This is a genomic window from Nesterenkonia sp. NBAIMH1 (assembly GCF_007922635.1).
Taxonomy (GTDB): Bacteria; Actinomycetota; Actinomycetes; order Actinomycetales; family Micrococcaceae; genus Nesterenkonia; species Nesterenkonia pannonica.
In genome coordinates, this window is sequence record NZ_CP042335.1 from 1,634,637 (window position 1) to 1,659,473 (window position 24,837).

Here is a 24,837-nt window from a genome sequence, read left to right on the forward strand (position 1 = left end):
TACTACACTATGCGCGTGACACCTGACGCCCCCGCCGCCGAGAACGCCGTGGACACCACTGACCAGCGCGCTGTCCGCATGGACAAGCGCACCCGCCTGATGGAGAAGGGCGTGGCCCCCTATCCCGTGACGGTCCCGCGCACCGCCTCTCTGGCAGCTGTGCGCGAGCAGTTCGACGGTCAGGTCGAAGCAGGGGACTCCACCGGCGAGACGGTCTCGATCACCGGCCGGGTCATGTTCATCCGCAACACCGGCAAACTCTGCTTCGCGACCCTGCAGGAGAGCGGCCCCCGGGGTGAGGCAGTGCGGCTGCAGGCCATGATCTCCATGGCCGAAGTGGGCGAGGACGCCCTCGCGGACTGGAAGGCTCTGGTGGACCTCGGAGACTACATCCAGGTCAGCGGCGAAGTGATTGCATCCCGACGAGGCGAACTCTCCGTGATGGCTTCCTCATTCGCGGTCGCATCGAAGGCGCTGCGTCCCCTTCCCGTCCTCCACGCAGACCTGAACGAGGAGACCCGCGTCAGGCAGCGCTATGCCGACCTCATCGTCCGCGACGAGGCCCGCCAGATGGTGCACACCCGGTCAGCAGTGACCCGCGCGATCCGCGACACCCTTCACCAGCGCGACTACGTCGAGGTGGAGACGCCCATCCTGCAGCTGCTCCACGGAGGAGCTCAGGCGCGCCCCTTCCAGACGCACCTGCATGCCTTCGACCAGCCGATGACCCTGCGGATCGCCACTGAGCTCTACCTGAAGCGGGCCGTGGTCGGCGGCATCGACCGCGTCTTTGAGATCGGCAGGGTCTTCCGCAACGAAGGTGTGGACTCCACCCACTCGCCGGAGTTCACCACCTTGGAGTCCTACGAGTCCTGGGCGGACATGTACACCATGGCCGAGCGCATGCGGGAGATGATCCTGGCGGCAGCCGATGCGGCAGAGATCGGCCGTCAGATTCCCACCGAGGCCGGAACCGTGGATCTGGACGGCGAATGGGCATGGATGTCGGTCTACCCGGGCCTCTCGGAGGCGCTCGGCCAGGAGATCACGCCTGAGACCGACGAGCAGACTCTGCGGGCCGTCGCCGAGGAGCGCGGCGTGTCCGTCGCCGCCGATTGGGATGCCCAGAAGCTGGTGATGGAGCTCTTCGGCGAGATCGTCGAACCGACCCTGCTCCAGCCCACCTTCGTCTGCGACTACCCGCCCGCTGCTCAGCCGCTGGCACGTGAGCACCGCGACAAGCCCGGCGTCATTGAGGCGTGGGACCTCATCATCGCCGGCAGCGAGCTCGGCACCGCGTTCTCGGAGCTCATCGATCCCGTCGTCCAGCGTGAGCGCTTCGTGGAGCAGTCCCGCAAGGCGGCTGCCGGTGACGAGGAAGCGATGCAGCTCGACGAGGACTTCCTCCGCGCACTGGAGTACGGGGCACCGCCGATGGGCGGGCTCGGCCTGGGCATCGACAGGCTGGTGATGCTTTTCACCGGAACAGGAATCCGTGAGACTATCCTGTTTCCGCTGCTCAAGCCTGAGGCTAAGGACTCCTAGGAGATCACCATGGGCGAAGATTTCTGGGACTATTTCTCAGCACTTGCACCTTCAGTGGGCGTCGGTCTGCTGTTCTGGTTGGCCATTCGGGCAATTTTCCGTGCAGATCGCAAGGAGCGCGCGGCTGAGGCTGAGGTTCGTGAGGATCATCCGGACCAGAATGACGCCGGTCACAGTTGATCAACTAAACGTCAACCTGAATTTTTGCCGAAAAAATACTAGGTTTCTGGTCGGGTTGACTGGCGCGTAATTTTCCTGAAACACTTATTAGACAGTCGCACTGCAACTTCGTAGTTCGACATCTATAATTCGTATGCCTGAATGAAGCACCCAGGGGTGGGTACCAGGCTTTCATTTCGCTGACCAGTAAGGAATTCAGCCCATGGCTAAGAAGGTTGAAGAAGTTCTCATCGATGATCTGGATGGAACTCCCGCCAAGGAGACCGTCAACTTCGGCGTCGACTCGCAGTTCTATGAGATCGACCTGAACGAGGAGCACGCCAAGGAGCTCCGCGACCTGCTGCGCAAGTACAAGCGCAAGGCTCGCACCATAGGGCCGCCCTCGCCGCAGAACGAGGCGAAGCAGATCCGGGAGTGGGCCGTGGAGAACGGCTACACCGTGGCCAAGCGCGGCCGCCTCCACCGCGACATCGTCGAGGCCTACCGCGCCGCGAAGAAGAAGTAGTCGCCGCACGGCAGGCGCTGAGGGCCCGGAGGCAGCCGCTTCCGGGCCCTCAGCTTTTCCCTGTGGCGAACAGGGGCGCATCCGCCCTCGCACTCCCTTACTGTTGAGTGCAGGAACGACAATGCAAGGAGTGTCTGTTGGCCATGTTTGAGAGATTTACTGACCGCGCCCGCCGCGTCGTCGTCCTGGCCCAAGAAGAGGCCCGGATGCTCAACCACAATTACATCGGCACCGAGCACATCCTGCTCGGGCTGATCCACGAGGGCGAGGGCGTGGCCGCGAAGGCGCTGGAGTCCCTCGACATCTCCCTCCAGGGGGTGCGCGAGAAGGTCCAGGAGAAGATCGGCCCGGGCCAGAGCGCGCCATCGGGGCACATCCCCTTCACCCCCCGCGCCAAGAAGGTCCTGGAGCTGTCCCTGCGCGAGGCGCTGCAGCTGGGCCACAACTACATCGGCACGGAGCACATCCTGCTGGGCCTCATCCGAGAGGGCGAGGGCGTTGCGGCGCAGGTGCTCGTGGAGCTCAACGCCGACCTCAACAAGGTTCGCCAGCAGGTGATTCAGCTCCTCTCCGGGTACTCCGGGGGTGAGCAGGGCGGCAAGGAGAAGGCCGGCGCAGGAGTGGGCAGCGGCAGCGAAGGCCAGCCCGCAGGCTCTGTCGTGCTCGATCAGTTCGGCCGCAACCTGACCACAGCAGCCCGTGAGGCCCAGCTGGACCCGGTCGTCGGACGCGACTATGAGCGCGAGCGCGTGATGCAGGTCCTCGCCCGCCGCACCAAGAACAACCCCGTCCTCATCGGTGAGCCGGGCGTCGGCAAGACCGCTGTGGTCGAAGGCCTTGCTCAGGACATCGTCAACGGCGACGTCCCAGAGATCCTCCAGAACAAGCAGCTGTACACCCTTGACCTCGGCTCTCTGGTGGCGGGCTCCCGCTACCGCGGTGACTTCGAAGAGCGGCTGAAGAAGGTGCTCAAGGAGATCAAGACCCGCGGCGACATCATCCTCTTCATCGACGAGATCCACACCCTCGTCGGTGCAGGCGCTGCCGAAGGCGCGATCGATGCGGCCAACATCCTTAAGCCGATGCTGGCCCGCGGCGAGCTGCAGACCATCGGCGCCACCACCCTGGACGAGTACCGCAAGCACATCGAGAAGGACGCGGCCCTCGAGCGCCGCTTCCAGCCGATTCAGGTGGACGAGCCCACCGTCGAGGTCACCGTTCAGGTGCTTCGCGGTCTGCGCGACCGCTACGAGGCCCACCACAAGGTGTCCATCACCGAAGAGGCCCTGGAAGCCGCCGCAAACCTGGCTCACCGCTACATCAACGACCGGTTCCTCCCGGACAAGGCGATCGACCTCATCGATGAGGCGGGCGCTCGGCTGCGCATCCAGAAGATGACTCCGCCTCCCGAGCTCAAGGAGTTCGAGACCAAGATCGAGGATGTGCGGCGTGAGAAGGAGGCCGCCATCGACGCGCAGGACTTCGAGGGCGCCGCAAAGCTCCGCGATGATGAGCAGAAGCTCATCGAGGAGAAGGACGCCAAGGAGCAGGCCTGGAAGTCACGCTCGATGGACGAGATTGCCGAAGTCGACGGCGACCTGATCGCCGAGGTCCTCGCCTTCTCCACCGGAATCCCGGTCTTCAAGCTCACCGAGCAGGAGTCCGACCGCCTGAAGCGGATGGAGGAGGAGCTGCACAAGCGGGTCATCGGTCAGGACGAGGCCGTGAAGTCGCTCTCGCGTGCTATCCGCCGTACCCGTGCCGGCCTCAAAGACCCGAACCGGCCCTCGGGCTCGTTCATCTTCGCCGGGCCCACGGGCGTCGGCAAGACGGAGCTGGCCAAGGCTCTGGCTGAGTTCCTCTTCGGCGACGAGGACTCGCTGATCACCCTCGACATGTCGGAGTTCAGCGAGAAGCACACCGTCTCCCGCCTGTTCGGTGCCCCTCCGGGCTACGTCGGCTACGAGGAGGGCGGTCAGCTGACCGAGAAGGTCCGGCGCAAGCCGTTCTCCGTGGTGCTCTTCGACGAGGTGGAGAAGGCTCACGCCGACCTGTTCAACTCGTTGCTGCAGATCCTTGAGGATGGCCGTCTGACGGACTCGCAGGGACGCGTGGTGGACTTCAAGAACACGGTGATCATCATGACCACCAACCTCGGCACCGGGGACATCTCCAAGGGCGTGATGACCGGCTTCACCTCGAACGCCGATACTTCCACGAACTATGAGCGGATGAAGGGCAAGGTCAACCAGGAGCTTCGCCAGCACTTCCGTCCCGAATTCCTGAACCGTGTGGATGACACCATCGTGTTCCCGCAGCTCGAGCAGTCCGAAATCGTGAAGATCGTAGACCTGTTCGTGAACCGCCTCCGCTCCCGGCTCGCCGAGCAGGCGATGACCCTCGAGGTCGCTCAGCCGGCTCGGGAGTTCCTGGCGGAGAAGGGCTACGACCCCACGATGGGTGCCCGGCCGCTGCGTCGATCGATCCAGTCCATGGTCGAGGACCAGCTGTCCGAGAGGATCCTCTACGGAGAGATTCCCCACGGCGCACAGATCCTCGTCGGCCTGTCGGGAGAGGGCGCCAGCCGCGAGCTGACCTTCGACTGGCGGATGCCGTCGGAGGAGCTCGAAGCAGGACAGGAGCCCGCAGCGATCGAAAGCTGATCACCGCATGGGTCAGAAAGTGCCGGGAAGAGCGATCTTCCCGGCACTTTTCTGTGCCAGTCCGTCCTGCAGCAGGGACTGCAGGCACCTTCGCCGCTGCTCAGAGGATGTCTCCGGGAGGGGGAGCGCCTCGAGGAGTGCGTCCTCGCTCAGATGCTCCCCCGAGGCCGATGCGTCGCGGAGAAGGGTCATCAGCGCTCCGCGGACCTGCCGGTCGGTGCCGTGCCAGGCCTGGCCGCGCGTCTTCTGCTCCTCTGTGGGTGCGGGCGACCCAGCAGCACGCCAGGCGCACATGTCCCGAACCGGGCAGATGCCGCACTTCGGGGACTTCGAGGTGCACACCAGCGATCCCAGCTCCATGGAGGCGATGTTCCAGGCGCAGGCCACCCCACCGTCGTCGAGATCGGGGTCAGGGAAAGCGTCATGGGCGAGCCGTCGCTGAGCCGCCGTGTATGTCTTGCCCGCCAGCGGCCGAGCATCGAAGACCCTCACGAGCACTCGGCGAATGTTCGTGTCCACCACCACTTCGGGCTGTTCGAAGGCGAAGCATGCCACGGCCGCGGCCGTGTACTCGCCCACCCCCGGCAGGGCGCGCAGCTGATCCCGTGTCCCGGGGACCTCGCCCCCGTGCTTCTCCACCATTGCGGCCGCAGCCTGCTGAAGACGCAGGGCCCGGCGCGGATAGCCCAGCCGGTCCCAGACCGTCAGGATCGCCGAGGTGGGAGCCTCGGCGCAGGCGGCGGGGGTCGGCCACCGCTGCATCCACTCCTCCCAGCGGGGAGCAACTCGGTTCACAGGGGTCTGCTGGAGCATCACCTCAGAGACGAAGACTCCCCACGGCGTGCACTCCGGGCGACGCCACGGCAGGTCGCGCTTCTGGTCATGGAACCAGTCGATCACCGGGCCGTGCACCTGCTCCGGCTCAGGTGCGGAGGGAAGAGTGGGCACGGCGTCGGGCTCTCGGCCCGCGGCCACAGTCGGGACGCTGCTCATCAGGCACATCCTAGTCAGGACTGGTGGTCGCAGGGACTCGCGGAGCCAGTGGGTCCCAGGGGAGATAGAGCGTTCCCGCACTGACTCCCCGGCTGCCGGGGTGCCGGTAATAGCTCATCACATGCTGATGAGGGTCCTCCACCGGTTCATAGCGGGCCGGAGCCGACCACGGCGATGGCCGGCGCGGCCCCGCCGCCGTGGAGTCGAATCGAAGGCCCTCCACCACGTCGCGCAGCTGGGAATGGTCGTGCTGGGAGGCGGAGCGCATCCTGAGGCCGAGTACGCCGATCGCCGCCACGACGAGCACGGCGACAGTCAGGACCCAGGGCGGGTCGCCTGCGGCCTCGCCGGCGAGAGTCTCCCACCAGAGCACCGCAGCCACGGAAAGAAGAATGATCAGAAGCGGCGCCGCCGCCACCCCTATGCCGATGAACACCCGGCGAGGATCCCGCCGCCACGCTCGCAGCCCCGCTGGCGGAAGAGCCGGTGCGAACAGCCAGTAGGGCGGTCCGCCTGCCTTCCACTGCTCGACCGCCTCCTTGTTCAGGAAAACTGCTGCGCGGTGCTCCTCGCTGCCGGCAGCCAGCATCTGCGCGCACACCCGGCGCACGCGCAGAGTGCTCAACCAGCGCAGCCCTCCGTAGGCCGGCAGCAGCAGCACGGTCATGACGAGGCCGACGGCACCCAGCTCGGAGGAGCCGGCCGGTCCCTGCAGCAGGGCGAGCCCGGCAAGCACCAGCGCCGCACCGCTCAGCCGCCGGGACCAGCGCGACAGCACGGTGCGACGCCTCAGTCGAGCGTCGGCTTCCCGGAGAGTCTCTCTGGCCCGCTGGCTCTGCTGATCCGCAGACTCATCCTCCACCGGGTTGGGGCCGCGGCGGAGGTCCCACTTCCCGTTGATGGGCAAGGCGGTGTCGGTCACCTCCACAGATTCGTCAGTGGTGGTCGGCCGGCCGCGCTGATCGAGGCAGCGCCGGTTCGGATCGTCCGCGGCGGGGAAGCGACGGTGCGTGCGGATCCATTCACGGCCGTCCAGCAGGAACGCGCTGCGTTCTGTGCGCGGGGGATGCTCCGCTGCGGCGTCATCCGGCTGGCTTCGCACGCCGGTCTGCTGACGGTGGATGCACACCTCATTCACCCACTGTGATGATAGTGCGTCGATGCGTAGTCGGCCCGCCCGGAAGTCGGGCACATCCTCGGCGCGCAGCGGCTCGCGTCGAGTCCGCCCGAACTCCGGGTGATCGTGGTAATCCCTGAAGAATGCCTCTTGGTAGTCGGCCGGCATGTCCTCGTATCGCGGCTGCTCCATGGCTCCGATGCTAATCGTGTCCGGCTGCCGCATGCGGTCCGCGATGTCTGCCTTCGCCGATACTGTGGGGAGCTATGGCCAAGAAGAAGTCCTCCGCTCCCACGTTTGAGTGCGCTGAGTGCGGCTGGCAGACCGTGAAATGGGTGGGCCGCTGCCCGGAGTGCCAGGCCTGGGGCAGCGTCCATGAGAAGGACGGGGCCGCGGCGGTCCGCACCGCGGCGGCGACCACTGTGGCCAGACCCGCGACGACGATCGGTGAGGTCGACTCCTCGCTCGCCGAGTTCCGTCCCACCGGGGTGGGGGAGCTGGATCGGGTCCTCGGAGGCGGGCTGGTGCCCGGTGCGGTGATCCTCATGGCGGGTGAGCCCGGCGTCGGCAAATCCACCCTGCTGCTGCAGGCCGCCGCCGCCGTCGCGGAGCGCCACGGCCGCTCGCAGCCGGTGCTCTACCTCACCGGCGAGGAGTCCGCCGCGCAGGTGAAGAAGCGGGCCGAGCGCATCAACGGGCTCTCGGAGCACCTGTACCTTGCCGCCGAATCCGACCTCGGCCAGGCGCTCGGGCAGATCGAGAAGGCCGACCCGCAGCTGACCATCATGGACTCGGTCCAGACCCTCTCCTCCGCGGAGGTCGAAGGTTCGCCCGGCGGCGTCACCCAGATCCGCGAAGTCACCGCCGCGATGATCGAGGCGGCCAAACGTCGCGGCATGACCACCATCCTCGTCGGCCACGTCACCAAGGACGGGAACATCGCCGGCCCTCGGATGCTCGAGCATCTGGTGGACGTCGTCTGTCAGTTCGAGGGCGACCGGCACTCCAGGCTGCGTCTTCTGCGTGCGGTGAAGAACCGGTACGGCCCCACCGACGACGTCGGCTGCTTCGACCTCGGCGAGAACGGCCTCGAATCTCTCGCCGACCCCTCCGGGCTCTTCGTCTCCGCCATGGCGGAGCGTGTGCCCGGAACCTGCATCACCATCTCGCTGGAAGGGCGGCGGCCCCTCACCGCAGAAGTGCAGGCGCTCGTCGCCGAATCCCAAGCCGCCCAGCCTCGCCGGGCCGTGTCCGGACTCGACTCACCGCGAGTGTCCATGCTGCTGGCGGTGCTGCAGCGCCGCGCCAAGCTCGCCGCTCTCATGAAGTCCGAGACGTACGTGGCCACAGTGGGGGGAGCAAAGATCACGGAGCCGGCTGCGGACCTGGCCGTCGCCCTGGCCGTGGCGTCGGCGGCCCTGGAGAGGTCGCTGCCCAACAGGTTCCTGGCACTGGGCGAAGTGGGACTGGCCGGCGAAGTCCGTCCCGTGACGGGGCTGCAGCGCCGGCTCCAGGAGGCGGCCCGCCTCGGCTTCACCCACGCACTGGTTCCGCGCGGAGGCGGCGAGAACGCGCCCGAGAGCCTCACCGTCCGTGAGGTGGGATCCCTGCCGGAAGCGATGAATCTGCTCTTCGACTCCTCGTCATAGACTCGTCCCTGTGAGCAGCGCCGCCGATTCCTTCAAGCACGCGGGCCGCGGAGGCGGCCGCTTCCTCCTGACCCGAAGCCGGGCGGGCTTCACCCGGGCGAAGAACTCGCTGATCCCGGCGGCTCAGATGACGGCAGCAGGCGTCGGCGCCTACCTGATCGCCGAGCAGCTGCTCGGACACCACCAGCCGATCTTCGCCGCCGTGGCCGCCCTGGTCGCCATGGGGTTCACCAAGGAGCCCAGAGGCCGGAAGGTCCTGGAGGTCGCCATCGGCTGCACCCTGGGCGTGCTCATCGCAGACATCGTCGTCCACTTCTTCGGCCAAGGGTGGATGGTGGCCGTCGTGGTCGTCTTCCTGGCCGTCATGGTGGCCAGGTTCCTGGACTCAGGCGCCACCTTCGCCATGCAGATGGGCCTGCAGGCGCTGCTGGTCGTCATGCTTCCCGCACCGGAGGACACTGCCCTCGGCGTATTCAGCCGCAGCGCGGACGCCATGGTCGGCGGCATCACCGCCATGACCATCGCACTGCTGACCCCGCGCGACCCCCGCTCCGAGCCCGTGCGTGAGCTCAAGGGTGTCACCGGTGACCTCACCCTGTCGCTGCGGGAGACCGCGGCGGCTGTCCGGGACGGCGATTCGCGCGAAGGCTGGCACGCCCTGATCCGTGCCCGCGGCACCCAGCCGAAGATCGATGAGTGCGTCAAATCCATCACGACCGCCGAAGAGCTCACCCGCTACTCGCCCCCGCACCGCCGTCACCGGCACTACATACAGCGCATCAGCCGCGCCACCGACAAGCTGGACCTCGCCGTGCGGTCCCTGCGCGTGGTCATACGCCGATCCATCAGCAGCATCGACCACGCGGCTCTGGACACCGACGGGGCGGAGAACTTGGCGCGCGTCCTCGACGAGCTGGCTGACAGCTCAGCCCTCCTCACGCGTGCGGTCGCCGAGGCCGGCCCCGGGTTCGACCGCGGCATGCAGGCCGCCGAGAAGTCGCTCACAGCCGTAGCTGCGCAGCTTCACCCCAAGCGCATGGGCATCCATGACCTCGAGGGCGACACGATCGTCCTGCTGATCCGCACCATGGTCGTAGACCTCCTGGAGGCCACCGGCATGGAGCACGACGAGGCCGACGCCCACCTTCCCGTCCTCGGGTGAGCGCCGGCCTCAGCAGGTCGAAGAGTCAGCTCCTGGTGAGGGAGAGCTCGAACTCCAGGGTGATGCGGTCGCTGACCAGGACGCCTCCGGAGTCCAGGGGAGTGTTCCACCGGACGTCCCAGTCGCGGCGGTCGATCCTGCGTGACCCCTCAAAACCGGCCCGGAGCGTCCCTGCGGGGTCCCTGGTGATGCCGAGCAGCTCCAGCGGGATCGCCACACTCTTCGTGGTGCCGCGGATGGTCAGGTCGCCGGTGATGATGAAGCTGCTCTCGCCCACCTCGTCCACCCCGGTGGAGACGAACGTGATCTCGGGGTAGCTCACCACGTCGAAGAAGTCCTCGGAGAGCAGATGCTGGTCACGGTCCGCGCTGCGGGTGTCGACGCTGGAGACCTGCACGGCGACGTTCACTGTGGAGGCGCTCCAGTCCTTCGGGTCGAAGACCGCCTCACCGGCGACGTCGGTGAACGCACCTGTCACTCGGGTCACCATTGCGTGCCGGGTGGAGAACCCGACCCGTGAGTGAGAGGGGTCGATGGTCCATGTGCCTGCAAGCTGATGATCATCAGACATGAGGGCTCCTCCGTTCCTGTTGAATGTTCCGTTCGGGAGCATCGTAGGCCACGGGCAGGAGCGCCTCGAGGCGCCTCAGACTCGGTAGAGGTGCGCGAAGTTCTCCGGGATCGGGTAGCGGATCGGCTCGGCCTGGGTGCTGGGGGCAGCGATGCCTCGCTGGCGGCGTCCTGCCTCTGCGGCGAAGAGACTGATCCCCGCGCCGCCGATCATGAACGCAGGCCCCCCGGAGAGCAGCGCCCCCGCCAGCCAGTGCCACAGGCTCGGGTCCTCCGCGCTGGCGAAGAGTCCCGACCAGCCGCCCCCGAAGAGGAAGCAGAGCCCGGCGGCGACGACGGACACGATCCCGATGATCCAGCAGAGGACGGCTGCGGGAGCCGCGCTCGGAGGGTTGTCGAACAGCACCGTATTGTGCTGAGGCTCCGCCCGCATGATGGCCCATCCTGCGATCAGCCCCCAGACGGCGACGACGAGGTAGGCCGCGATCATGTCCGAGGCTCTGTGCCAGTCCTCGATGAAGATGTAGGTGCCCCAGCCTCCTGCCCAGAGCGCGGCCACGAATCCCATGAAGGGACGCTGGCGCGGACCCGCGGCCAGGAACACGGCGACGGCGGCGGACGCGGCCAGGGTGGTGTGCCCGCTGGGCAGCGAGTTGGGAAGGTCGGCCTGGGTGAGGAAGAGGCCCACGCTGCGGTCGTCCTCGACCACCTCACGCTCGAGCCAGCTGTACTTCATGATCTGGGTGGTGACATTGGCGCCGACGACGCCCGCCAGAACGATGAGGCCCGTGACGAGCTTCTGACGCATCAGCACCAGCAGTCCGAACACGACTGCAGGCGGGATGACCATCCACAGCGCCGTCCAGAAGCTCTCGCCGTCCTCGCGCGGCAGGTAGGGCAGCGGGTGCTCGAAGTGCACCGCCGCGAGCCGCGGCACCGTATCGATGACCTGCCCGAGCGTGGTCCGCACGAAAATCTCATAGCTGCCGATGAGCAGTGCGCAGCAGACCAGTACTCCGGCGATCCACAGGCCTGTTCGGCGGGCAGGCGGGCGCAGCGTGCTTGACATGCACAGAAGTATCCCAGCTTCCGGACCCCACGGAGCAACATAGGGTGAGGACCATGCAGGACCGTGTCGCCGAGCTGCCCCCCGTCTCCGATCTTCTGCGCGACGCCGTCGCCGTCGGACTGCCTATGCGCACCCGCTTCAGGGGTCAGACGGTCCGGGAAGCGCTGCTGATCCGGGGCCCGAAGGGATGGGCAGAGTTCGCGCCCTTCGCCGAGTACCAGCCGGAGGAGTCTGCGGCCTGGCTCGGGGCGGCCGTGGAGGCAGGCTGGCGCGGACTGGGGGCGCCGCTGAGGGAGTCCGTGCCGGTCAACGCCACGCTTCCGGCCGTGGAGCACGAGGATGTCCCGGCGGTGCTCGCCCGCTACGGCGACGGGATCACTGCGGTCAAGATCAAAGTCGCCGAACAGGGCCAGAGCCTCCAGGACGACGTGGCGCGGGTCTCGGCTGTGGTCAGGCAGCTTCCCCGTGCGGCCGTCAGGGTCGACGCCAACGCGGGCTGGACGCTGGCGGAGGCGGCGGCGGCTCTGCCGCGGATCGCGGAGGCCGCCCAGGGCAGGCTCGAATACGCCGAGCAGCCCGTCCCGGGTGTGGAGGGGCTCGCTCGTCTGCGGGAGCTGCTCAGCGCAGACGGCGTCGCCGTGCGGCTCGCCGCTGACGAGGCTGTGCGCAAGGAGGAGGACCCGCTGCGGGTGGCACGCCTCGGCGCAGCTGACCTTCTGGTGCTGAAGGTCCCCCCGCTGGGCGGAGTCAGCCGGGTTCTCGACCTGGTGGAGCAGGCGGGCCTGGACGCTGTGGTCTCCTCCGCCCTGGACACCAGCGTCGGCCTGGCCGCCGGGCTGGCGCTTGCGGCGCGCCTGCCGCGGCTTCCCTACGCGTGCGGCCTCGGGACCGCTGCTCTCTTCGCCCGCGATGCGGTCAGCGCGCCCCTGCTGCCCTCCGCGGGCCGACTGGCCGTTCCCGTCCGCGACGGAGTCATCACCGCCCCCGCCCCTGACCCGGAGCTCATCGATCAGGTGAGGCTCAGCCCTGCACGCCAGGCGTGGTGGTTCGACCGCGTCCACGCCGCGCACGCGGAACTCGCCAGTAGGATTGTGGGGTGACTTCACCCCGGCGTCCGTTCCGCGAGTTCGACGACTCCCACGACGCCGAGTCGATCCGACTGGCTCGCCGCGTCATCCGCGGACTGACCCCTGGCCTGCGTCACGTCGTCCTCGCCCCAGGCTCCCGCTCAGCGCCCCTGGCATACGCGCTGGCAGAGGCGGAGCAGCTCGGGGCCATCACCATTCATGTTCGCATCGACGAGCGCTCCGCAGCGTTCACGGCCCTGGGCCTGGCCATGGCCGCGGGGGAGCCGGCGGCTGTCGTCACCACCTCCGGGACCGCGGCGGGAAACCTCACGCCGGCGGTGATGGAAGCCGACCTCGCCGGCGTCCCGCTCGTGGCGATCACCGCTGACCGTCCCGATGAGCTTCACGGCACGGGGGCCAACCAGACCACATGGCAGCAGGAGATGTTCGCCGGCCGCGTCCGTGACGAGCTGCACCTCGAGCAGGGCCTCATCCGCCAGGGGCAGCTGCGTCTGGAGCCGGAGTCGCGCGACGACATCCTCTCTGCGGAGGCTCAGGTGGCGCTCCTGCTGCGTCAGGCCGGTGCCCGCAGCCGCCAGGAGGTGCCCGGTCCGGTGCACCTGAACATCGGGTTCGCGGATCCGCTGGTGCCCGTCGAGCCTCCCTCAGCGCGGGGACCCGGCCGCTGGGCACGTCGTGGCGTGATCCCGCCCAAGGAGCGGCAGCGACTCTATGATCAGGCGGATCAGCTCAGCCCTGCCGAGCACCTCCGCGTCCGGCGCAACGTGGACGACGCCTGGCTCCACGAGGGCGGGGAGGCGTCCGACAGCCCGTCACAGGCCATTCCGCGAGTCTCCGCTGCTCAGCGGACCGTCTTCGTCCTCGGCCACGATGCCCCCGCCGAAGCAGTCCGCGCGGCCCGCAGGCTGGGACAGCCCATTCTCGCCGAGCCGACCTCCGGCGCCCGGTGGGCCGAGCTGGGACCAGTCCAGGGCTACCGGCTCGTGCTGCAGGCGCCCTCCGGAACCGCCGCGGCCGACCTGGTGGATTCGGTCCAGCGCGTCGTCGTCGCGGGACGCCCCACCCTGTCCCGACCGGTCCAGCAGCTCATCAGCCGCACCGACGTGCGTGCCGCCCAGTACGCACCCGTCGCCGAGCCCTGGTTCAGCGACGGGCTTCCGAGGCCGGTGATCGGAGAGATCGGGGATCTCGCCGACTTCGCAGGAGGGGCGCCCGCAGGCTGGGCCGAGGCCTGGGAGGAGGCTGGGCTGAATGTGCAGCGCGCCGTCGACGCGGTCCTCAGCGAAGAGTCTGGGGGCCTGTCCTCGGTGCGCGCAGCCCAGTTCGTCGCCGAGTCGGCGCCGGGCCCCATGCTGCTGGGGTCCTCATCAGTCATCCGGGATGTGGACCTCGGTGCTGTGCTCACCCGCAGAGATCGGGTCCGCCGGGTCCACGCGCTGCGGGGCCTGTCCGGCATCGACGGGAACGTATCGACGGCGGCCGGCATCGCCCTCGCCGCGGGGACACGAGTGACCGCAGTCGTCGGGGACCTCACGTTCCTCCATGACACCAACGCGCTGCTCTACCCCACGACTGAGCGCATCCCCACCATGGATGTTGTGGTGATCAACGACGGCGGCGGCGCCATCTTCGATCAGCTGGAGCACGGGACGGTGGGGCGCCGTCCGGGGAAGGCCGATGCCGTCGAACGGCTCTTCGGCACGCCTCAGAGCGTCGATGTGGAGGCGCTCGCCGACGCTCATCATCACGAGTATCGCTTCGTCGAGTCACTCGGCGAGCTTGAGGATGCCTTGGCTCACCCCGACGACAGGCTCGGCATCCGCATTGTGGAGATCGCCTCCGACAGGACGCTGCTGCGCGATCTTCACGCCCGGATCAGGGCGCTCGCCTACCCGGATGCCGTCTGACGAGCGCCGAGCGCGCTGAGCATCGGACGCAGCTTGGACTCGGTCTCGGCGAGCTCCGCATCCGGGTCTGAGCCGGCCACGATCCCCGCGCCGGCGTAGAGGCGCACCCGCCGGCCGTCCGACTCCAGCACTCCGCCGCGCAGAGCGATCCCGAATTCCGCGTTGCCGGCGGCGTCCAACCAGCCGACGGGCCCGGAGAACGGCCCGCGGTCCAGACCCTCCAGCTGTTCGATCAGCTGCCCCGCGGCCGCCGTAGGCGTGCCGCAGACCGCAGCAGTGGGGTGGGCCGCCTCTGCGACCTCCAGCGGGCTGGGGAGCGCCCCGTCGTCCTGGTGCGCCAGCACCCCCGTCACGTCGCTGGCCAGGTGGTAGACGTTCGGGAGCTCAAGGAGCCGCGGATCCGCCGGCGCCTGCAGCGACTCCGTCAGGGGAGCGAGCTGATCCATCAGGGAGGCGACGGCGAGGTCATGCTCGCGGTGCTGCTTGTGGTCGGTCAGGAGCGACTCCGCAGGCGCATCGTGGTCCACGGTGCCCGCCAGCACGCGTGAGAAGAGCCGTTCGCCGCGCAGCTGCATGAGCATCTCCGGGGTGGCCCCGATCATCTGCCCCACCCGGTAGGTCCAGGTCTGCGGATAGTCGGCAGCCAGACGTGCCAGCAGCGGCCCGGCAGGCAGGGCCGCATCCGCCGAGACGACCACATCGCGAGCCAGGACGAGCTTCTCCACCGTTCCGGAGTCGATCGCGCTGAGCCCCGCGGCGACGGCGCTGAGGTACTGGGCAGAGGTCTGTGTGCCCGGCCCCAGGGCGGCGGGAGGCACCTGAGGGAGCTCCGGTGCGGCGAGACGGAGGGCTCCGTCCTCCAGCACAAGACCATGCTCTGCGAGCATGCTGCGCAGGTCCTTGCCGGTCTCCTCGACGACCTGGAGACGGGCGCCGCTCTCGTCGCTTCGGAGGAGAACGGCGGGCACCGTGAGCAGCGACTCGTACTCGGAGGCTGCCGAGAAGCTGACGGATACGAAGCCGGTGAGGTCGCTCTGCTCGGCGGTGATCTGCCGCCATGCTGCGTCCAGCTGCTGAAAGCGGCGAGGCCCTGATGCGCTGACCCTGAGCGCCTCGCCGAGCCCCAGAAGTCCATGGCCCTGCCTGATCCAGGCGGCGGATGGTCGAAGCCCGCCGGCGAGCCCTGCAAGCCCCGACGGCGGAAGGTTCACGTCCGCCGTGCGCAGGGTCAGGGGGCGGGGCGCGAAGGTCATGGCCCATCAATCCTACTCGTCGCTTTATCTGCAAGAATGCTGGGGTGAATCCTGCCTTCCGAGGACCCCGAGCCAGTCTGGACAAGAAGCCGCACGACGTGGCCGGCATGTTCGACCACGTGGCCGAGCGCTACGACATCACCAACGATGTCCTGTCACTGGGCCAGACCAAGGTGTGGCGTCGTCGCCTCGTCGAGGCCCTGGGCGTGGAGCCGGGGGAGGACGTGCTGGACCTCGCAGCGGGCACAGGCTCATCCGCTGAGCCCTTCCACGACGCGGGCGCCCACGCCATCGCCTGCGACTTCTCCGAAGGCATGCTGGCCGTGGGCCGCAGGCGACGTCCGGACATGACCTTCATCCAGGGCGACGCCATGGATCTGCCGTTCGGCGACGGGCAGTTCGACGCGGTGACGATCAGCTTCGGCCTGCGCAACGTCGCCGACCCCTCCAAGGCGCTGGCCGAGATGCTGCGTGTGACCAGGCCCGGAGGCAGGCTGGCCATCATGGAGTTCTCCGACCCCACCAACCGGCTCCTGCGCACCGTCTACCAGGAGTACCTGATGCGAGCCCTTCCCCCTGCCGCTCGCGCCGTCTCCTCGAACCCGGATGCCTATGTCTATCTCGCGGAGTCCATCCGCGCATGGCCGGATCAGGACGCCCTGGGACGCATGGTCGAGGCGTCCGGATGGTCCGAGGTGGGCTACCGAAGCCTCACCGGCGGGATCGTTGCCATTCATCGCGCAGTGAAGTCCGCTGACGCCCGATAGAGTTGTGTGCGATGACTGATCCCTCTGTGCAGCCCGTGTCCCCGGAGGATGCACCCACTATCAAGCTTCCCGCAGGCTTCGACGTGCTCGCCTCCGATGAGACGCTGGCGGCCGACATCACCGACGCGCTCGACGACGTGGAGCAGCGGCTCCTCGACGCGCTCACGGCCGGCGACGACCTCACCGACCCCTCGGCGCGGTACCTGGCAGACGCCGGCGGCAAGAGGGTGCGTCCGCTCCTGACGGTGCTCACGGCCGAGCTCTTCGGAGGCCTGAACACCGACGTGCGGCAGGCAGCCGCGCTCATCGAGATGATCCACCTGGCCACCCTGTACCACGACGACGTCATGGACTCGGCGCCCCTGCGGCGGGGAACGCCGTCCGCCCACGAGGTGTGGGGAAACTCGGTGGCGATCCTCACCGGAGACCTCATTCTGGCGCGCGCGTCGCTGCTGATGGCGGAGCTGTCCCAGGAGGGCTCGCGCATCCAGTCCCGCACGTTCGAGCGCCTCGTCCTCGGCCAGCTGCACGAGACCCTGGGCCCGCAGGGCGACCAGGACGCCTATGACCACTATCTGAGCGTCATCGTGGACAAGACAGGCTCCCTCGTCGCCGCTGCCGCGCGTCTGGGGGCGCACTTCGGCGGCGCCGACGACGCGCAGGCGCAGCTTCTCGAGGAGTACGGCGAGGCCGTCGGCATCGCCTTCCAGCTCGCCGACGACATCATCGACCTCACCGCCGACGGGGAAGCCTCCGGCAAGACCCCCGGAACAGATCTGCGCGAAGGCGTCCCCACGCTTCCTGTCCTGCTGCTGCGCGAGGCGGCTGCGCAGGGCGACGCCGAGGCAGTCCGGGCGCTGAGCCTGGTCGATGCCGACCTCAGCTCCGACGCGGCCCTGGCCGAAGCGGTCGCCGCAGTGGTGGCGCACCCCGTGACAGAGCAGGCGTGGGAGGTCGCCCGGTCCTGGTCGGCCCGAGCCAAGGCGGCCATCTCCGGCCTGCCGGACTCGATCGTGAAGCAGGCGCTGGACAGCTTCGCCGACGCCGTGGTGGATCGCGAGGGCTGACCGCTCAGCGGCGCGGATCCCGCGCGCCGCAGTGCAGTCCTAGGCCGGCTTCTCCGCCAGGACCTGCTGCAGCGCCGGACGAAGCTCTGCGGCCTTCTGGGCCCGGAACTCGGGGCTGAGGGGCTCGCGCAGCTGACGGTAGAGCCTGTCGTCGCCCCATCTGGGGAACACATGCAGGTGATAGTGCCAGACGTGCTGGTTGCCCGCCGGCTCGTTGTGCTGCCGGGTGCTCGTGCCCTCCGGATTCCAGGCGAGCTTCATCGCCAGCGCCACATCGCGTGACATGGAGCTGATCTTCGCCAGGATCGAGTCGTCGAGGTCATAGAGCGTCTCCAGGTGCTGCACGGGAGACACCATGGCGTGCCCCGGATAGGGGCCGAAGCCGTCGCACCCGATGAACACGACCACGTCCTCATCCTGGTGGACGAGATCCCCCAGCTCGCACCTGTTCGACGGATCGGAGACGTCCCCCTGCACCAGTCCGCAGAAGGGGCACGAGTAGTTCGGGGGCGCGTGCGAGGCCCATGTGACCGCCACGCTATGCCTCGCTGTCTTCGAAGGAGAACTCCAGCAGATCGAAGATGAACTCGCTGACAGTGGCGCCCTCCGAAGACCATTCGTGCGTCGCGTTCTTCCGCCGCCGGATCAGGGGATCGGGAATCCGCAGGTCAGCGACGTCCACGCCCCAGGCGAAGCGCTCCTCCTCATCCTCGAGGAACAGAAGATGGCCCTCCTCCGTGACCAGCTCGTCCGGGTCGAAGAAGAAGTGGTAGGCCTCCATGAGCTCCTCGCACCGGCCCAGCGCACGGTAGAACTCTTCGAGCACCAGGGGCAGGCGGGAGGCGTCCGGCAGCTCCGAATCGGCGAGCATGCCTGCCAGATCCTCGGCGGACAGCCCCTCGTCGGGAGTCCACGCGTCGTCGAGGTATCGGGGAACTAACGCCTGGAACTTCTCGTAGAACATCTCTGCCACAGAGACAGCCTACTGCCCGGCCATGCTCTTCAGCCGCTCGATGCGATCGTCCATCGGAGGGTGCGTGGAGAACATCTGCTTGGCCCGCGCCCCGAACGGGTTGGCGATCATCATGTGGGCGTGGGCGTCGTGCTTGGGGTCCTCGTTCAGGGGCACCTGGCGGATCCCGCCGTCGAGCTTGTTCAGGGCCGAGGCCAGCGCCAGCGGGTCGCCCGAGAGCTCGGCCCCGTCAGCGTCCGCGTCATACTCGCGGGTTCTGCTGATGGCCGAGCGGATCATGCTCGCTGCGATGGGCATCAGGATGGCCGCCAGCAGCGCCCCCACGATGGCCAGCGGGTTCTGGCCGCGGCCGCCGCGTCCGAACAGGATGAAGAACTGCGTGATCGTCGTGAGGAACCCGGCAACGGCTGCGGCCACCGAAGAGATGAGGATGTCGCGGTTGTAGATGTGCATCAGCTCGTGGCCCGTGACGCCCCGCAGCTCTCGCTCGCTGAGCAGGTTTAGGATGCCTTCGGTGTAGCAGACCACACCCTTCTCCGGGTTCCGTCCCGTGGCGAAGGCATTGGGGGTGGGCTGGGGCGAGATGTAGATCCTCGGGGCCGGCTGCTGCGCGCGGGAGGCGAGCTCCTCGACCATGGCATAGAGAGCGGGAGCCTGCTCCCTGGTGACGGGGTAGGCCTGCATGGCCCGCAGTGCGATCTTGTCCGAGTTCCAGTACGAGTACGCGACGGAGACCAGTCCCAGGATCCCGAAGACGAAGATGAATGCGGGCGTCTCGGTCGCGGCGGCCACAATGGCTCCCACAACGAGCACCATGGCGAAGAGGAAGGCAAGCAGGCCTGCTGTCCTGAGTCGTCCGTGATGGTGGTGCATGCGGTCCCTTTCGCCGGTCCTGTCGTCCCCTGTGAGCAACATCATCGTATCTGGGACGATTCCGCTCCATGCTTTGAACGGCGTTGGCGCTCAGTTAACCTTTCGTTCACCTTCGGTTGGAACTGTTCACCCTATGGCCGTTACCCCCGCGGAGCGTCAGGTCACCGCTCCCGCCTCAGGCATCCAGACTTCCGCCTCATCCCCCCAGCAGTCCTTCAGCCCTCAGGCGCAGGCACCGCTGAGCCGCCGCCGCACGGTGCTGAACTGGCTCGCCGTCGCCGCCGGCGTCTACTTCCTGATCACGGCAGTGGGAGTCATCGGCTCCGGCTTCTCGCTGGCCACCGGGGACCAGGCAGAGGCCCTCTTCGGCTTCGCCGCGAACCCCATGATCGGGCTGATGATCGGCATCGCAGCGACGGCGCTGACTCAGTCCTCCTCCACGACCACCTCCGTGACAGTCGGACTGGTCGCCGGCGGACTGCCGCTGAGCATCGCCATTCCGATCATGCTGGGCGCAAACATCGGCACCACCATGACCAACACGCTGGTCTCGCTGGCCATGATCCGCGACAAGGAGCAGTTCCGCCGCGGCTTCTCCGCCGCCACCGTGCACGACTTCTTCAACCTGCTCGCGGTCGCCATCTTCCTGCCGCTGGAGATGGCCTTCGGGCTCCTGGAGCGTGCGGCCACCTCCGTCGCCGGAATGATCGACGGCAGCGAGGCAGCCGACACCGGTCTCTTCGAGACCCTCCTCGGGGGCGTCGGCGCCATGATCAAGGGTGCGACGGCTCCCACCGGTGAGCTGATCGGAGCCGCATTCTCGCCCCTGCCCGACGTCTGGGCCGGCATCGCCATGATCGCCTTCGCCACGGCAATGATCCTGGTGGTCATCAACATGATCAGCCGGAAGCTCAAAGCAGTCCTGGTGGGCCGGGCCGAACGCATCCTGCACGCCTCCGTCGGCCGCAACCCCATCGTGGCCATCGGCTCCGGCGTCGTGGTGACCGTCATGGTGCAGTCCTCATCGACGACGACGGCACTGATGGTGCCCCTGGCCGGCTCCGGGAAGCTCTCCCTGCGGCAGATCTACCCCTTCACACTCGGCGCCAACATCGGCACCACCATCACAGCACTGATCGCCGCCATGGCCTTCGACGGCCATCTCGGCACCATTGCTCTCACCGCCGCACTGGTGCACCTGTTCTTCAACATCTTCGCCACAGCACTCATCTTCGGCGTTCCCGGCCTGCGTGAGGTGCCGCTCATCGGAGCGCGCTGGCTCTCCGAGCTTGCTGTCCGCCGCGCGCCCGCCGCCTTCGCCTGGGTGTGCGCAGTCTTCATTGCACTGCCCCTGGGGCTCATCTTCCTGCTCTGAGCAGGCCCGGCGGCGGACGGGGCGCACGCCTCAGCGCATGTTGATGAACTGAAGCGCGGCGTCGTCGAAGTCCTTCAGCAGGGTGATGACATCCTGCAGGTCGTCGCGTGACTTCGAGGTCACCCGCAGCTCATCCCCTTGGATCTGGGCCTTGACCGACTTCGGCCCTTCGTCCCGGATGATCTTTGAGATCTTCTTCGCCGTCGCCTGGTCGATGCCCTCCTTGATCTGGCCCTCGATGCGGTACTCCTTGCCCGAGGCCTTGGGCTCAGAGGCCTCGAAGGACTTCAGGCTGATGCCGCGTTTGATCAGCTTGGATTCGAACACATCCTGCGCCGCCTTGGCGCGCTCCTCAGAGTTCGCGCGGATCAGGATCGCCTCGCCGGAGAAGTCGATCTCCGTGCCGGTGCCCTTGAAGTCATAGCGCTGAGCAATCTCCTTCTGAGCTTGGTTCAATGCATTGGAGACCTCCTGGCTGTCCACCTGGGAGACCACGTCGAAGCTTGACTCTTTAGCCACTGCCATACCTTTCGTCGTCGGATGCTGTGTGTAAGATAACGCCCACAACTTAATGATGAACATTTCTCGCAGCGAGAATGCGAAGCCTCGCGACTGTAGTGGTCACCGCTGCGAACCCTTCCCATCACGCACCTGACATGAGTGCCTGGCCAGAAGAGGTTCGCACCGGTCGGGTCCTTCCCCGGCGCAGCGTCCTCCCGGCCGGGCAAGCCGATACGAAAGGACGCGGGCCCGCATGCCGCTCTCCCCAGATCCTAGCCAGCAGATCCTGGTCTCCACAGCAGGCTCCCTGCCGCGAACCCCGGAGCTCATCGAAGCCAACGCCGCGCGCGAGATCGCCGAAGACGGCTTCACCCTCACCAAGACGCCCGCATTCGACGGCCTGCTCACCGATGCCGTGGTGAACCTGGTCAAGCGTCAGGCCGACCTGGGCGTCACCCTCCCCGGCGACGGCGAATACGGCAAGGCCATGAGCTCGGCCGTGGACTACGGAGCATGGTGGTCATACGTCTTCCAGCGCGTCGGCGGCCTGGAGGTGACAGGGGAGAACCTCTTCAACTGGCCGCACCAGGAATCCGCACCCGGAGACCTCAGGCTGACCAACATGATGAACCGCCGCGACTGGGTGAAGTTCTATGACTTCTACACCAACGGTGCGCCCACCGGCAGCCACGCCGTTCCCTTCCCGGCCACCACAGGCGAGCTGACCTGGCGCGGGCAGGAGGCCATCGAGGCCGACATCGCCAACCTGAAGAAGGGACTCGACGCGGCAGGGCTTCAGCAGGGGTTCCTCACCTCGATCGCCCCGGGCTCCGGAGCGCGCGTTCCCAATTCGCACTACGCCAGTGCGGAGGAGCACCTCTACGCCTGGGCAGACGTGATGCGCAACGAGTACAAGGCGATCACCGACGCGGGCCTCATCCTCCAGCTCGATGACCCCTGCCTCGCCGAGAACTGGGACCAGATCACCCCAGCGCCCTCCGTGGAGGACTACCGGGCGTTCACCCAGCTGCGCATCGACGCCCTGAACTACGCGCTGCGGGACATCGACCCCGAGCTGGTCCGGCTGCACATCTGCTGGGGCTCCTGGCACGGCCCCCACACCACGGACATCGAGTTCAAGCACATCGCAGACCTGTGCCTGGGCGCTGATGCCAAGTACTTCACGTTTGAGGCCGGGAACGTCCGCCACGAGCACGAGTTCACCGTGTGGGACGACCTCACGCTGCCCGAGGGCAAAGTCATCGTGCCCGGCGTCGTCTCCCACGCCACCAACGTGGTGGAGCACCCGGAGCTGGTCGCTCAGCGCCTCGGGCGCTTCATCGAGCGGGTGGGCCGTGAGAACGTCCAGGCCGGCACCGACTGCGGCCTGGGGGGCCGTCTGCATCCGGACATCGCATTCGCCAAGCTGGAGTCTCTGGCCCAGGGCGCTGCGATCGCGACGTCGAAGAGCTTCTGACCCGTCCCTGAGACGACGGCGGCCCGCCACCAGCAGTGATGCGAGGTGGCGGGCCGCCGTCGTGGTCTGTGAGGGAGGCTCAGCTCTGCGGGGCCTCGCCCTCGCTCTGCTGCTCCTCGACCTGCTTGTGGATCTCGGCCATGTCGAGGTCCTTGACGGCCTTGACGACGCCGCCGAGCTGCTCGGCGTTGAGTGCGCCCGGCTGGGAGAACACGAGCACCTTCTCGCGGAAGACCATCAGCGTGGGGATGGAGGTGATGTTGGCTGCCGCAGCCAGCTCCTGCTCCGTCTCCGTGTCCACCTTGCCGAAGGCGGCATCCGGGTGCTCCTCTGAGACCTGCTCATAGATGGGAGCGAACTGCTTGCAGGGACCGCACCAGTCCGCCCAGAAGTCGATCAGCAGAATGTCGTTGTCCTCGAGCGCCTGCTGGAAGGTGTCAGCGGTCAGGTCTGTAGTAGCCATACCCCCACGGTACGCAAGATATCTCCGGATTCGAGAATTTTTCCGCTCTTGGGTAAAGTTGTGGGGTGCCTCATTGGGGCGCAAGCAGTCGCACGGCAGGTTACCCGAGCGGCCAAAGGGAGCTGACTGTAAATCAGCCGGCATTGCCTACGGGGGTTCGAATCCCTCACCTGCCACCGCACGCGAGAAGGGGACTCTGGATCATCCAGGGTCCCCTTCTCACTGTCTGCCCGGGCATGGAGCGTTACCCTGTGAGGCGAAGATTCTCCTACTATCCGAACACTTCCGGAGGCCCTGATGGCAGAGATCGATGCCGCCGAGCTGGCGCGGCGGCTCGAATCCCGAACTCCTGCAGGGATCGCCTCCCAGGTCCAGGAGCTCATCGACGACGGGACGCTGGCTCCGGGCGCCCGGCTGCCCACTGTGCGCGACCTCGCCCAGGAGCTGGGCGTCTCGGTGGGCACCATCGCTCAGGCGTGGGGGCTGCTGCGTGAGGAGAACGCCGTCGAGACGCGCCGCAGAGGCGGCACCCGGGTGGTGGACGGTCAGAGCGATCCCGCGGCCGGCTTCCGCGGCTTCGGCTCGGTGGACCTTCACGCCTGCAGCCCTGACCCGGCGCTGCTGCCCCCGCTGGAGGAGGCCGCCGCGGCTGCGCTGAAGCACCCCAGCATCAACGCCTGGTCCCGCGACTACCTCACCGATGATCTGCGACGAGCCTCCGCCCAGGACCTGCCCTACGTCCCTGACCGTGCAATAGCAGTCGCCGGCGGTGCGCGAGGGCTCTGGCTCGCAGCGTCCGTCGCAGCGAGCCCGGGAGACGTCCTCGCCGTCGAAACGCCGTTCGACCCCGGCTTCCTGGAGACGGCGCGCAAGATGAGCCTCACCCTCGTGGGCGTTGCCACCGATGCGGAGGGCCCCTGCCGGACTCCCCTGCAGGCGGCCCTCGACGCCGGGCCTCGGCGTTCGTCCTCGCCCCGTCCGGTCCGTTCGGATTCCAGCATGCGCTGAGTCAGGAGCGGGCGGAGGCGCTGCAGGCCGTGGTGGAGAAGGCCGATGCGGTGATCATCGAGGATGACCCCCTGGGCCCGCTGGTGGAGAGCCCGACGGCAAGCCTCGCGGCCCGCTGCCCGGAGCGCAGCCTCCGCGTGCTCGACTATGCGCGAGCCTTCGGCGCAGACATCCGGACGGCCATCCTCGCCGGCCCCGAGCCCCTCATCGCCCGCGCGGTCCGGCTGCGCGCAGAGGGCCTGTCCTCCCACAGTCGCATACTCCAGCAGATGGTCGCAGAGCTGGCGGGCTCAGCAGGCCAGCGGCGGCGGCTCAAGAGCGTCCGGCAGCACTACGCCCGGCGGCGGGACGTGGCACTGGGGGCCTTCGCCGAGGCAGGCTTCACCGCCTCGAGCGGTCCGAACAGCTGGAGCGTGTGGGTCGATGTGGCCGACGCGCACCGCACCGCGCTGGCTCTGTCCGCTCAGGGAGTCGTGGTCGACGTGGGCGCCTCCGCGTCGCTGGACGAGCAGCCGCCCTCTCGTCTGAGGATCAGCATCGCCCAGCTCCCCGAGTCGCCCGAGCGGGCGGCGGAGCTGACGCAGATGATCAGCCATGCGGCATCCGGCGACCTTCGGCCGACCTTCCTCTGA

24 protein-coding genes and 1 tRNA gene are annotated in these 24,837 nt (G+C 67.7%); 15 read left to right on the forward strand and 10 right to left on the reverse strand.

Going from position 1 to position 24,837, the window contains the following annotated elements:
- The first annotated feature begins 9 nt into the window (after positions 1 to 9).
- From lysS to FS388_RS07755, 4 genes are all read left to right on the forward strand, one after another.
- Positions 10 to 1,545: a lysine--tRNA ligase gene (gene lysS, locus FS388_RS07745; protein WP_146340898.1), complete on the forward strand. Its 1,536-nt coding sequence runs from the start codon at positions 10 to 12 to the stop codon at positions 1,543 to 1,545.
- Positions 1,546 to 1,554: 9 nt separating this feature from the next.
- The gene (locus FS388_RS13060; RefSeq protein ID WP_168198655.1) at positions 1,555 to 1,725 is read left to right on the forward strand and encodes a hypothetical protein; all 171 of its coding nucleotides are present in this window, start codon (positions 1,555 to 1,557) and stop codon (positions 1,723 to 1,725) included.
- A gap of 202 nt (positions 1,726 to 1,927) precedes the next feature.
- Positions 1,928 to 2,230, forward strand: a complete 303-nt coding sequence (locus FS388_RS07750) for an Lsr2 family protein (protein ID WP_146340899.1) — start codon at positions 1,928 to 1,930, stop codon at positions 2,228 to 2,230.
- Positions 2,231 to 2,373: 143 nt separating this feature from the next.
- Positions 2,374 to 4,893: an ATP-dependent Clp protease ATP-binding subunit gene (locus FS388_RS07755; protein ID WP_146340900.1), complete on the forward strand. Its 2,520-nt coding sequence runs from the start codon at positions 2,374 to 2,376 to the stop codon at positions 4,891 to 4,893.
- Positions 4,894 to 4,905: 12 nt separating this feature from the next.
- Here FS388_RS07755 and FS388_RS07760 read toward each other — a convergent pair whose 3' ends face one another.
- Together FS388_RS07760 and FS388_RS07765 are read right to left on the reverse strand one after the other, a co-directional pair.
- Positions 4,906 to 5,886, reverse strand: coding sequence for an A/G-specific adenine glycosylase (locus FS388_RS07760; protein WP_146340901.1), 981 nt, complete (start codon positions 5,884 to 5,886; stop codon positions 4,906 to 4,908).
- 10 nt (positions 5,887 to 5,896) lie between these two features.
- Entirely contained in the window at positions 5,897 to 7,195 is a 1,299-nt protein-coding gene (locus tag FS388_RS07765; protein ID WP_146340902.1) for a hypothetical protein, read from the reverse strand.
- A 74-nt stretch (positions 7,196 to 7,269) separates the two neighbouring features.
- Here FS388_RS07765 and radA point away from each other — a divergent pair, with 74 nt between their 5' ends.
- A complete protein-coding gene (gene radA / locus FS388_RS07770; protein ID WP_146340903.1) occupies positions 7,270 to 8,652 on the forward strand; it encodes a DNA repair protein RadA in 1,383 nt (460 codons plus the stop codon).
- Between the two features lie 10 nt (positions 8,653 to 8,662).
- Positions 8,663 to 9,814 (forward strand): aromatic acid exporter family protein, encoded by a 1,152-nt coding sequence (locus FS388_RS07775; RefSeq protein ID WP_246836150.1) that lies wholly within the window; start codon positions 8,663 to 8,665, stop codon positions 9,812 to 9,814.
- A 25-nt stretch (positions 9,815 to 9,839) separates the two neighbouring features.
- Here FS388_RS07775 and FS388_RS07780 read toward each other — a convergent pair whose 3' ends face one another.
- The gene (locus tag FS388_RS07780; protein WP_146340904.1) at positions 9,840 to 10,385 is read right to left on the reverse strand and encodes a YceI family protein; all 546 of its coding nucleotides are present in this window, start codon (positions 10,383 to 10,385) and stop codon (positions 9,840 to 9,842) included.
- Between the two features lie 75 nt (positions 10,386 to 10,460).
- Positions 10,461 to 11,453 (reverse strand): phosphatase PAP2 family protein, encoded by a 993-nt coding sequence (locus FS388_RS07785; protein WP_146340905.1) that lies wholly within the window; start codon positions 11,451 to 11,453, stop codon positions 10,461 to 10,463.
- 53 nt (positions 11,454 to 11,506) lie between these two features.
- On the opposite strand from FS388_RS07785, the gene FS388_RS07790 reads away from it, so the two are divergent.
- Together FS388_RS07790 and menD are read left to right on the forward strand one after the other, a co-directional pair.
- Complete coding sequence (locus FS388_RS07790; protein WP_146340906.1) at positions 11,507 to 12,553, forward strand: o-succinylbenzoate synthase; 1,047 nt, start codon at positions 11,507 to 11,509, stop codon at positions 12,551 to 12,553.
- The gene (gene menD, locus FS388_RS07795) at positions 12,550 to 14,448 is read left to right on the forward strand and encodes a 2-succinyl-5-enolpyruvyl-6-hydroxy-3-cyclohexene-1-carboxylic-acid synthase (RefSeq protein WP_146340907.1); all 1,899 of its coding nucleotides are present in this window, start codon (positions 12,550 to 12,552) and stop codon (positions 14,446 to 14,448) included. The genes FS388_RS07790 and menD overlap by 4 nt, the downstream gene beginning before the upstream one ends.
- Here the strand turns inward: menD and FS388_RS07800 are convergent.
- On the reverse strand, positions 14,430 to 15,701 hold the full coding sequence (locus FS388_RS07800; protein ID WP_146340908.1) for an isochorismate synthase MenF: 1,272 nt from the start codon (positions 15,699 to 15,701) through the stop codon (positions 14,430 to 14,432). The genes menD and FS388_RS07800 overlap by 19 nt on opposite strands.
- A 44-nt stretch (positions 15,702 to 15,745) precedes the next feature.
- Between FS388_RS07800 and FS388_RS07805 the strand changes: the two genes are divergently transcribed.
- Together FS388_RS07805 and FS388_RS07810 are read left to right on the forward strand one after the other, a co-directional pair.
- A complete protein-coding gene (locus tag FS388_RS07805; RefSeq protein ID WP_371708122.1) occupies positions 15,746 to 16,468 on the forward strand; it encodes a demethylmenaquinone methyltransferase in 723 nt (240 codons plus the stop codon).
- Between the two features lie 11 nt (positions 16,469 to 16,479).
- On the forward strand, positions 16,480 to 17,535 hold the full coding sequence (locus FS388_RS07810) for a polyprenyl synthetase family protein (RefSeq protein ID WP_146340910.1): 1,056 nt from the start codon (positions 16,480 to 16,482) through the stop codon (positions 17,533 to 17,535).
- Between the two features lie 39 nt (positions 17,536 to 17,574).
- Here FS388_RS07810 and FS388_RS07815 read toward each other — a convergent pair whose 3' ends face one another.
- Genes FS388_RS07815 through FS388_RS07825 form a run of 3 tightly spaced genes read right to left on the reverse strand, consistent with a single transcriptional unit; the run spans position 17,575 to position 19,381 of the window.
- A complete protein-coding gene (locus FS388_RS07815) occupies positions 17,575 to 18,072 on the reverse strand; it encodes an HIT family protein (RefSeq protein ID WP_146340911.1) in 498 nt (165 codons plus the stop codon).
- 1 nt (position 18,073) lies between these two features.
- Positions 18,074 to 18,508: a hypothetical protein gene (locus FS388_RS07820; RefSeq protein WP_146340912.1), complete on the reverse strand. Its 435-nt coding sequence runs from the start codon at positions 18,506 to 18,508 to the stop codon at positions 18,074 to 18,076.
- A gap of 9 nt (positions 18,509 to 18,517) precedes the next feature.
- The gene (locus tag FS388_RS07825) at positions 18,518 to 19,381 is read right to left on the reverse strand and encodes a M48 family metalloprotease (RefSeq protein WP_146340913.1); all 864 of its coding nucleotides are present in this window, start codon (positions 19,379 to 19,381) and stop codon (positions 18,518 to 18,520) included.
- Positions 19,382 to 19,514: 133 nt separating this feature from the next.
- Between FS388_RS07825 and FS388_RS07830 the strand changes: the two genes are divergently transcribed.
- Positions 19,515 to 20,756: a Na/Pi symporter gene (locus FS388_RS07830; protein ID WP_146340914.1), complete on the forward strand. Its 1,242-nt coding sequence runs from the start codon at positions 19,515 to 19,517 to the stop codon at positions 20,754 to 20,756.
- 30 nt (positions 20,757 to 20,786) lie between these two features.
- Here FS388_RS07830 and FS388_RS07835 read toward each other — a convergent pair whose 3' ends face one another.
- Positions 20,787 to 21,275: a YajQ family cyclic di-GMP-binding protein gene (locus tag FS388_RS07835; protein WP_146340915.1), complete on the reverse strand. Its 489-nt coding sequence runs from the start codon at positions 21,273 to 21,275 to the stop codon at positions 20,787 to 20,789.
- 235 nt (positions 21,276 to 21,510) lie between these two features.
- On the opposite strand from FS388_RS07835, the gene FS388_RS07840 reads away from it, so the two are divergent.
- Entirely contained in the window at positions 21,511 to 22,734 is a 1,224-nt protein-coding gene (locus FS388_RS07840) for a cobalamin-independent methionine synthase II family protein (RefSeq protein WP_146340916.1), read from the forward strand.
- A 79-nt stretch (positions 22,735 to 22,813) separates the two neighbouring features.
- On the opposite strand, the gene FS388_RS13065 is transcribed toward FS388_RS07840, so the two are convergent.
- Positions 22,814 to 23,197 carry a co-chaperone YbbN gene (locus FS388_RS13065; RefSeq protein ID WP_168198657.1) on the reverse strand — a complete coding sequence of 128 codons (384 nt, stop codon included), beginning with the start codon at positions 23,195 to 23,197 and terminating at the stop codon, positions 22,814 to 22,816.
- Between the two features lie 94 nt (positions 23,198 to 23,291).
- Between FS388_RS13065 and FS388_RS07850 the strand changes: the two genes are divergently transcribed.
- The 3 genes from FS388_RS07850 (at position 23,292) to FS388_RS07860 (ending at position 24,837) form a co-directional block, all read left to right on the forward strand.
- A tRNA-Tyr gene (locus FS388_RS07850) sits at positions 23,292 to 23,373 on the forward strand.
- A gap of 121 nt (positions 23,374 to 23,494) precedes the next feature.
- Positions 23,495 to 24,205 (forward strand): GntR family transcriptional regulator, encoded by a 711-nt coding sequence (locus tag FS388_RS07855; RefSeq protein ID WP_146340918.1) that lies wholly within the window; start codon positions 23,495 to 23,497, stop codon positions 24,203 to 24,205.
- Positions 24,206 to 24,234: 29 nt separating this feature from the next.
- The gene (locus FS388_RS07860) at positions 24,235 to 24,837 is read left to right on the forward strand and encodes an aminotransferase class I/II-fold pyridoxal phosphate-dependent enzyme (protein ID WP_168198658.1); all 603 of its coding nucleotides are present in this window, start codon (positions 24,235 to 24,237) and stop codon (positions 24,835 to 24,837) included.

What these genes read in the sequence shown, in the direction of transcription:
- lysS (WP_146340898.1), top strand. Translation starts at nt 10, where the DNA reads ATGCGCGTGACACCTGACGCCCCCGCCGCCGAGAACGCCGTGGACACC.
- FS388_RS13060 (WP_168198655.1), top strand. Translation starts at nt 1,555, where the DNA reads ATGGGCGAAGATTTCTGGGACTATTTCTCAGCACTTGCACCTTCAGTG.
- FS388_RS07750 (WP_146340899.1), top strand. Translation starts at nt 1,928, where the DNA reads ATGGCTAAGAAGGTTGAAGAAGTTCTCATCGATGATCTGGATGGAACT.
- FS388_RS07755 (WP_146340900.1), top strand. Translation starts at nt 2,374, where the DNA reads ATGTTTGAGAGATTTACTGACCGCGCCCGCCGCGTCGTCGTCCTGGCC.
- FS388_RS07760 (WP_146340901.1), bottom strand. Translation starts at nt 5,886, where the DNA reads ATGAGCAGCGTCCCGACTGTGGCCGCGGGCCGAGAGCCCGACGCCGTG.
- FS388_RS07765 (WP_146340902.1), bottom strand. Translation starts at nt 7,195, where the DNA reads ATGGAGCAGCCGCGATACGAGGACATGCCGGCCGACTACCAAGAGGCA.
- radA (WP_146340903.1), top strand. Translation starts at nt 7,270, where the DNA reads ATGGCCAAGAAGAAGTCCTCCGCTCCCACGTTTGAGTGCGCTGAGTGC.
- FS388_RS07780 (WP_146340904.1), bottom strand. Translation starts at nt 10,385, where the DNA reads ATGTCTGATGATCATCAGCTTGCAGGCACATGGACCATCGACCCCTCT.
- FS388_RS07785 (WP_146340905.1), bottom strand. Translation starts at nt 11,453, where the DNA reads ATGTCAAGCACGCTGCGCCCGCCTGCCCGCCGAACAGGCCTGTGGATC.
- FS388_RS07790 (WP_146340906.1), top strand. Translation starts at nt 11,507, where the DNA reads ATGCAGGACCGTGTCGCCGAGCTGCCCCCCGTCTCCGATCTTCTGCGC.
- FS388_RS07800 (WP_146340908.1), bottom strand. Translation starts at nt 15,701, where the DNA reads ATGACCTTCGCGCCCCGCCCCCTGACCCTGCGCACGGCGGACGTGAAC.
- FS388_RS07810 (WP_146340910.1), top strand. Translation starts at nt 16,480, where the DNA reads ATGACTGATCCCTCTGTGCAGCCCGTGTCCCCGGAGGATGCACCCACT.
- FS388_RS07825 (WP_146340913.1), bottom strand. Translation starts at nt 19,381, where the DNA reads ATGCACCACCATCACGGACGACTCAGGACAGCAGGCCTGCTTGCCTTC.
- FS388_RS07830 (WP_146340914.1), top strand. Translation starts at nt 19,515, where the DNA reads ATGGCCGTTACCCCCGCGGAGCGTCAGGTCACCGCTCCCGCCTCAGGC.
- FS388_RS07840 (WP_146340916.1), top strand. Translation starts at nt 21,511, where the DNA reads ATGCCGCTCTCCCCAGATCCTAGCCAGCAGATCCTGGTCTCCACAGCA.
- FS388_RS13065 (WP_168198657.1), bottom strand. Translation starts at nt 23,197, where the DNA reads ATGGCTACTACAGACCTGACCGCTGACACCTTCCAGCAGGCGCTCGAG.
- FS388_RS07855 (WP_146340918.1), top strand. Translation starts at nt 23,495, where the DNA reads ATGGCAGAGATCGATGCCGCCGAGCTGGCGCGGCGGCTCGAATCCCGA.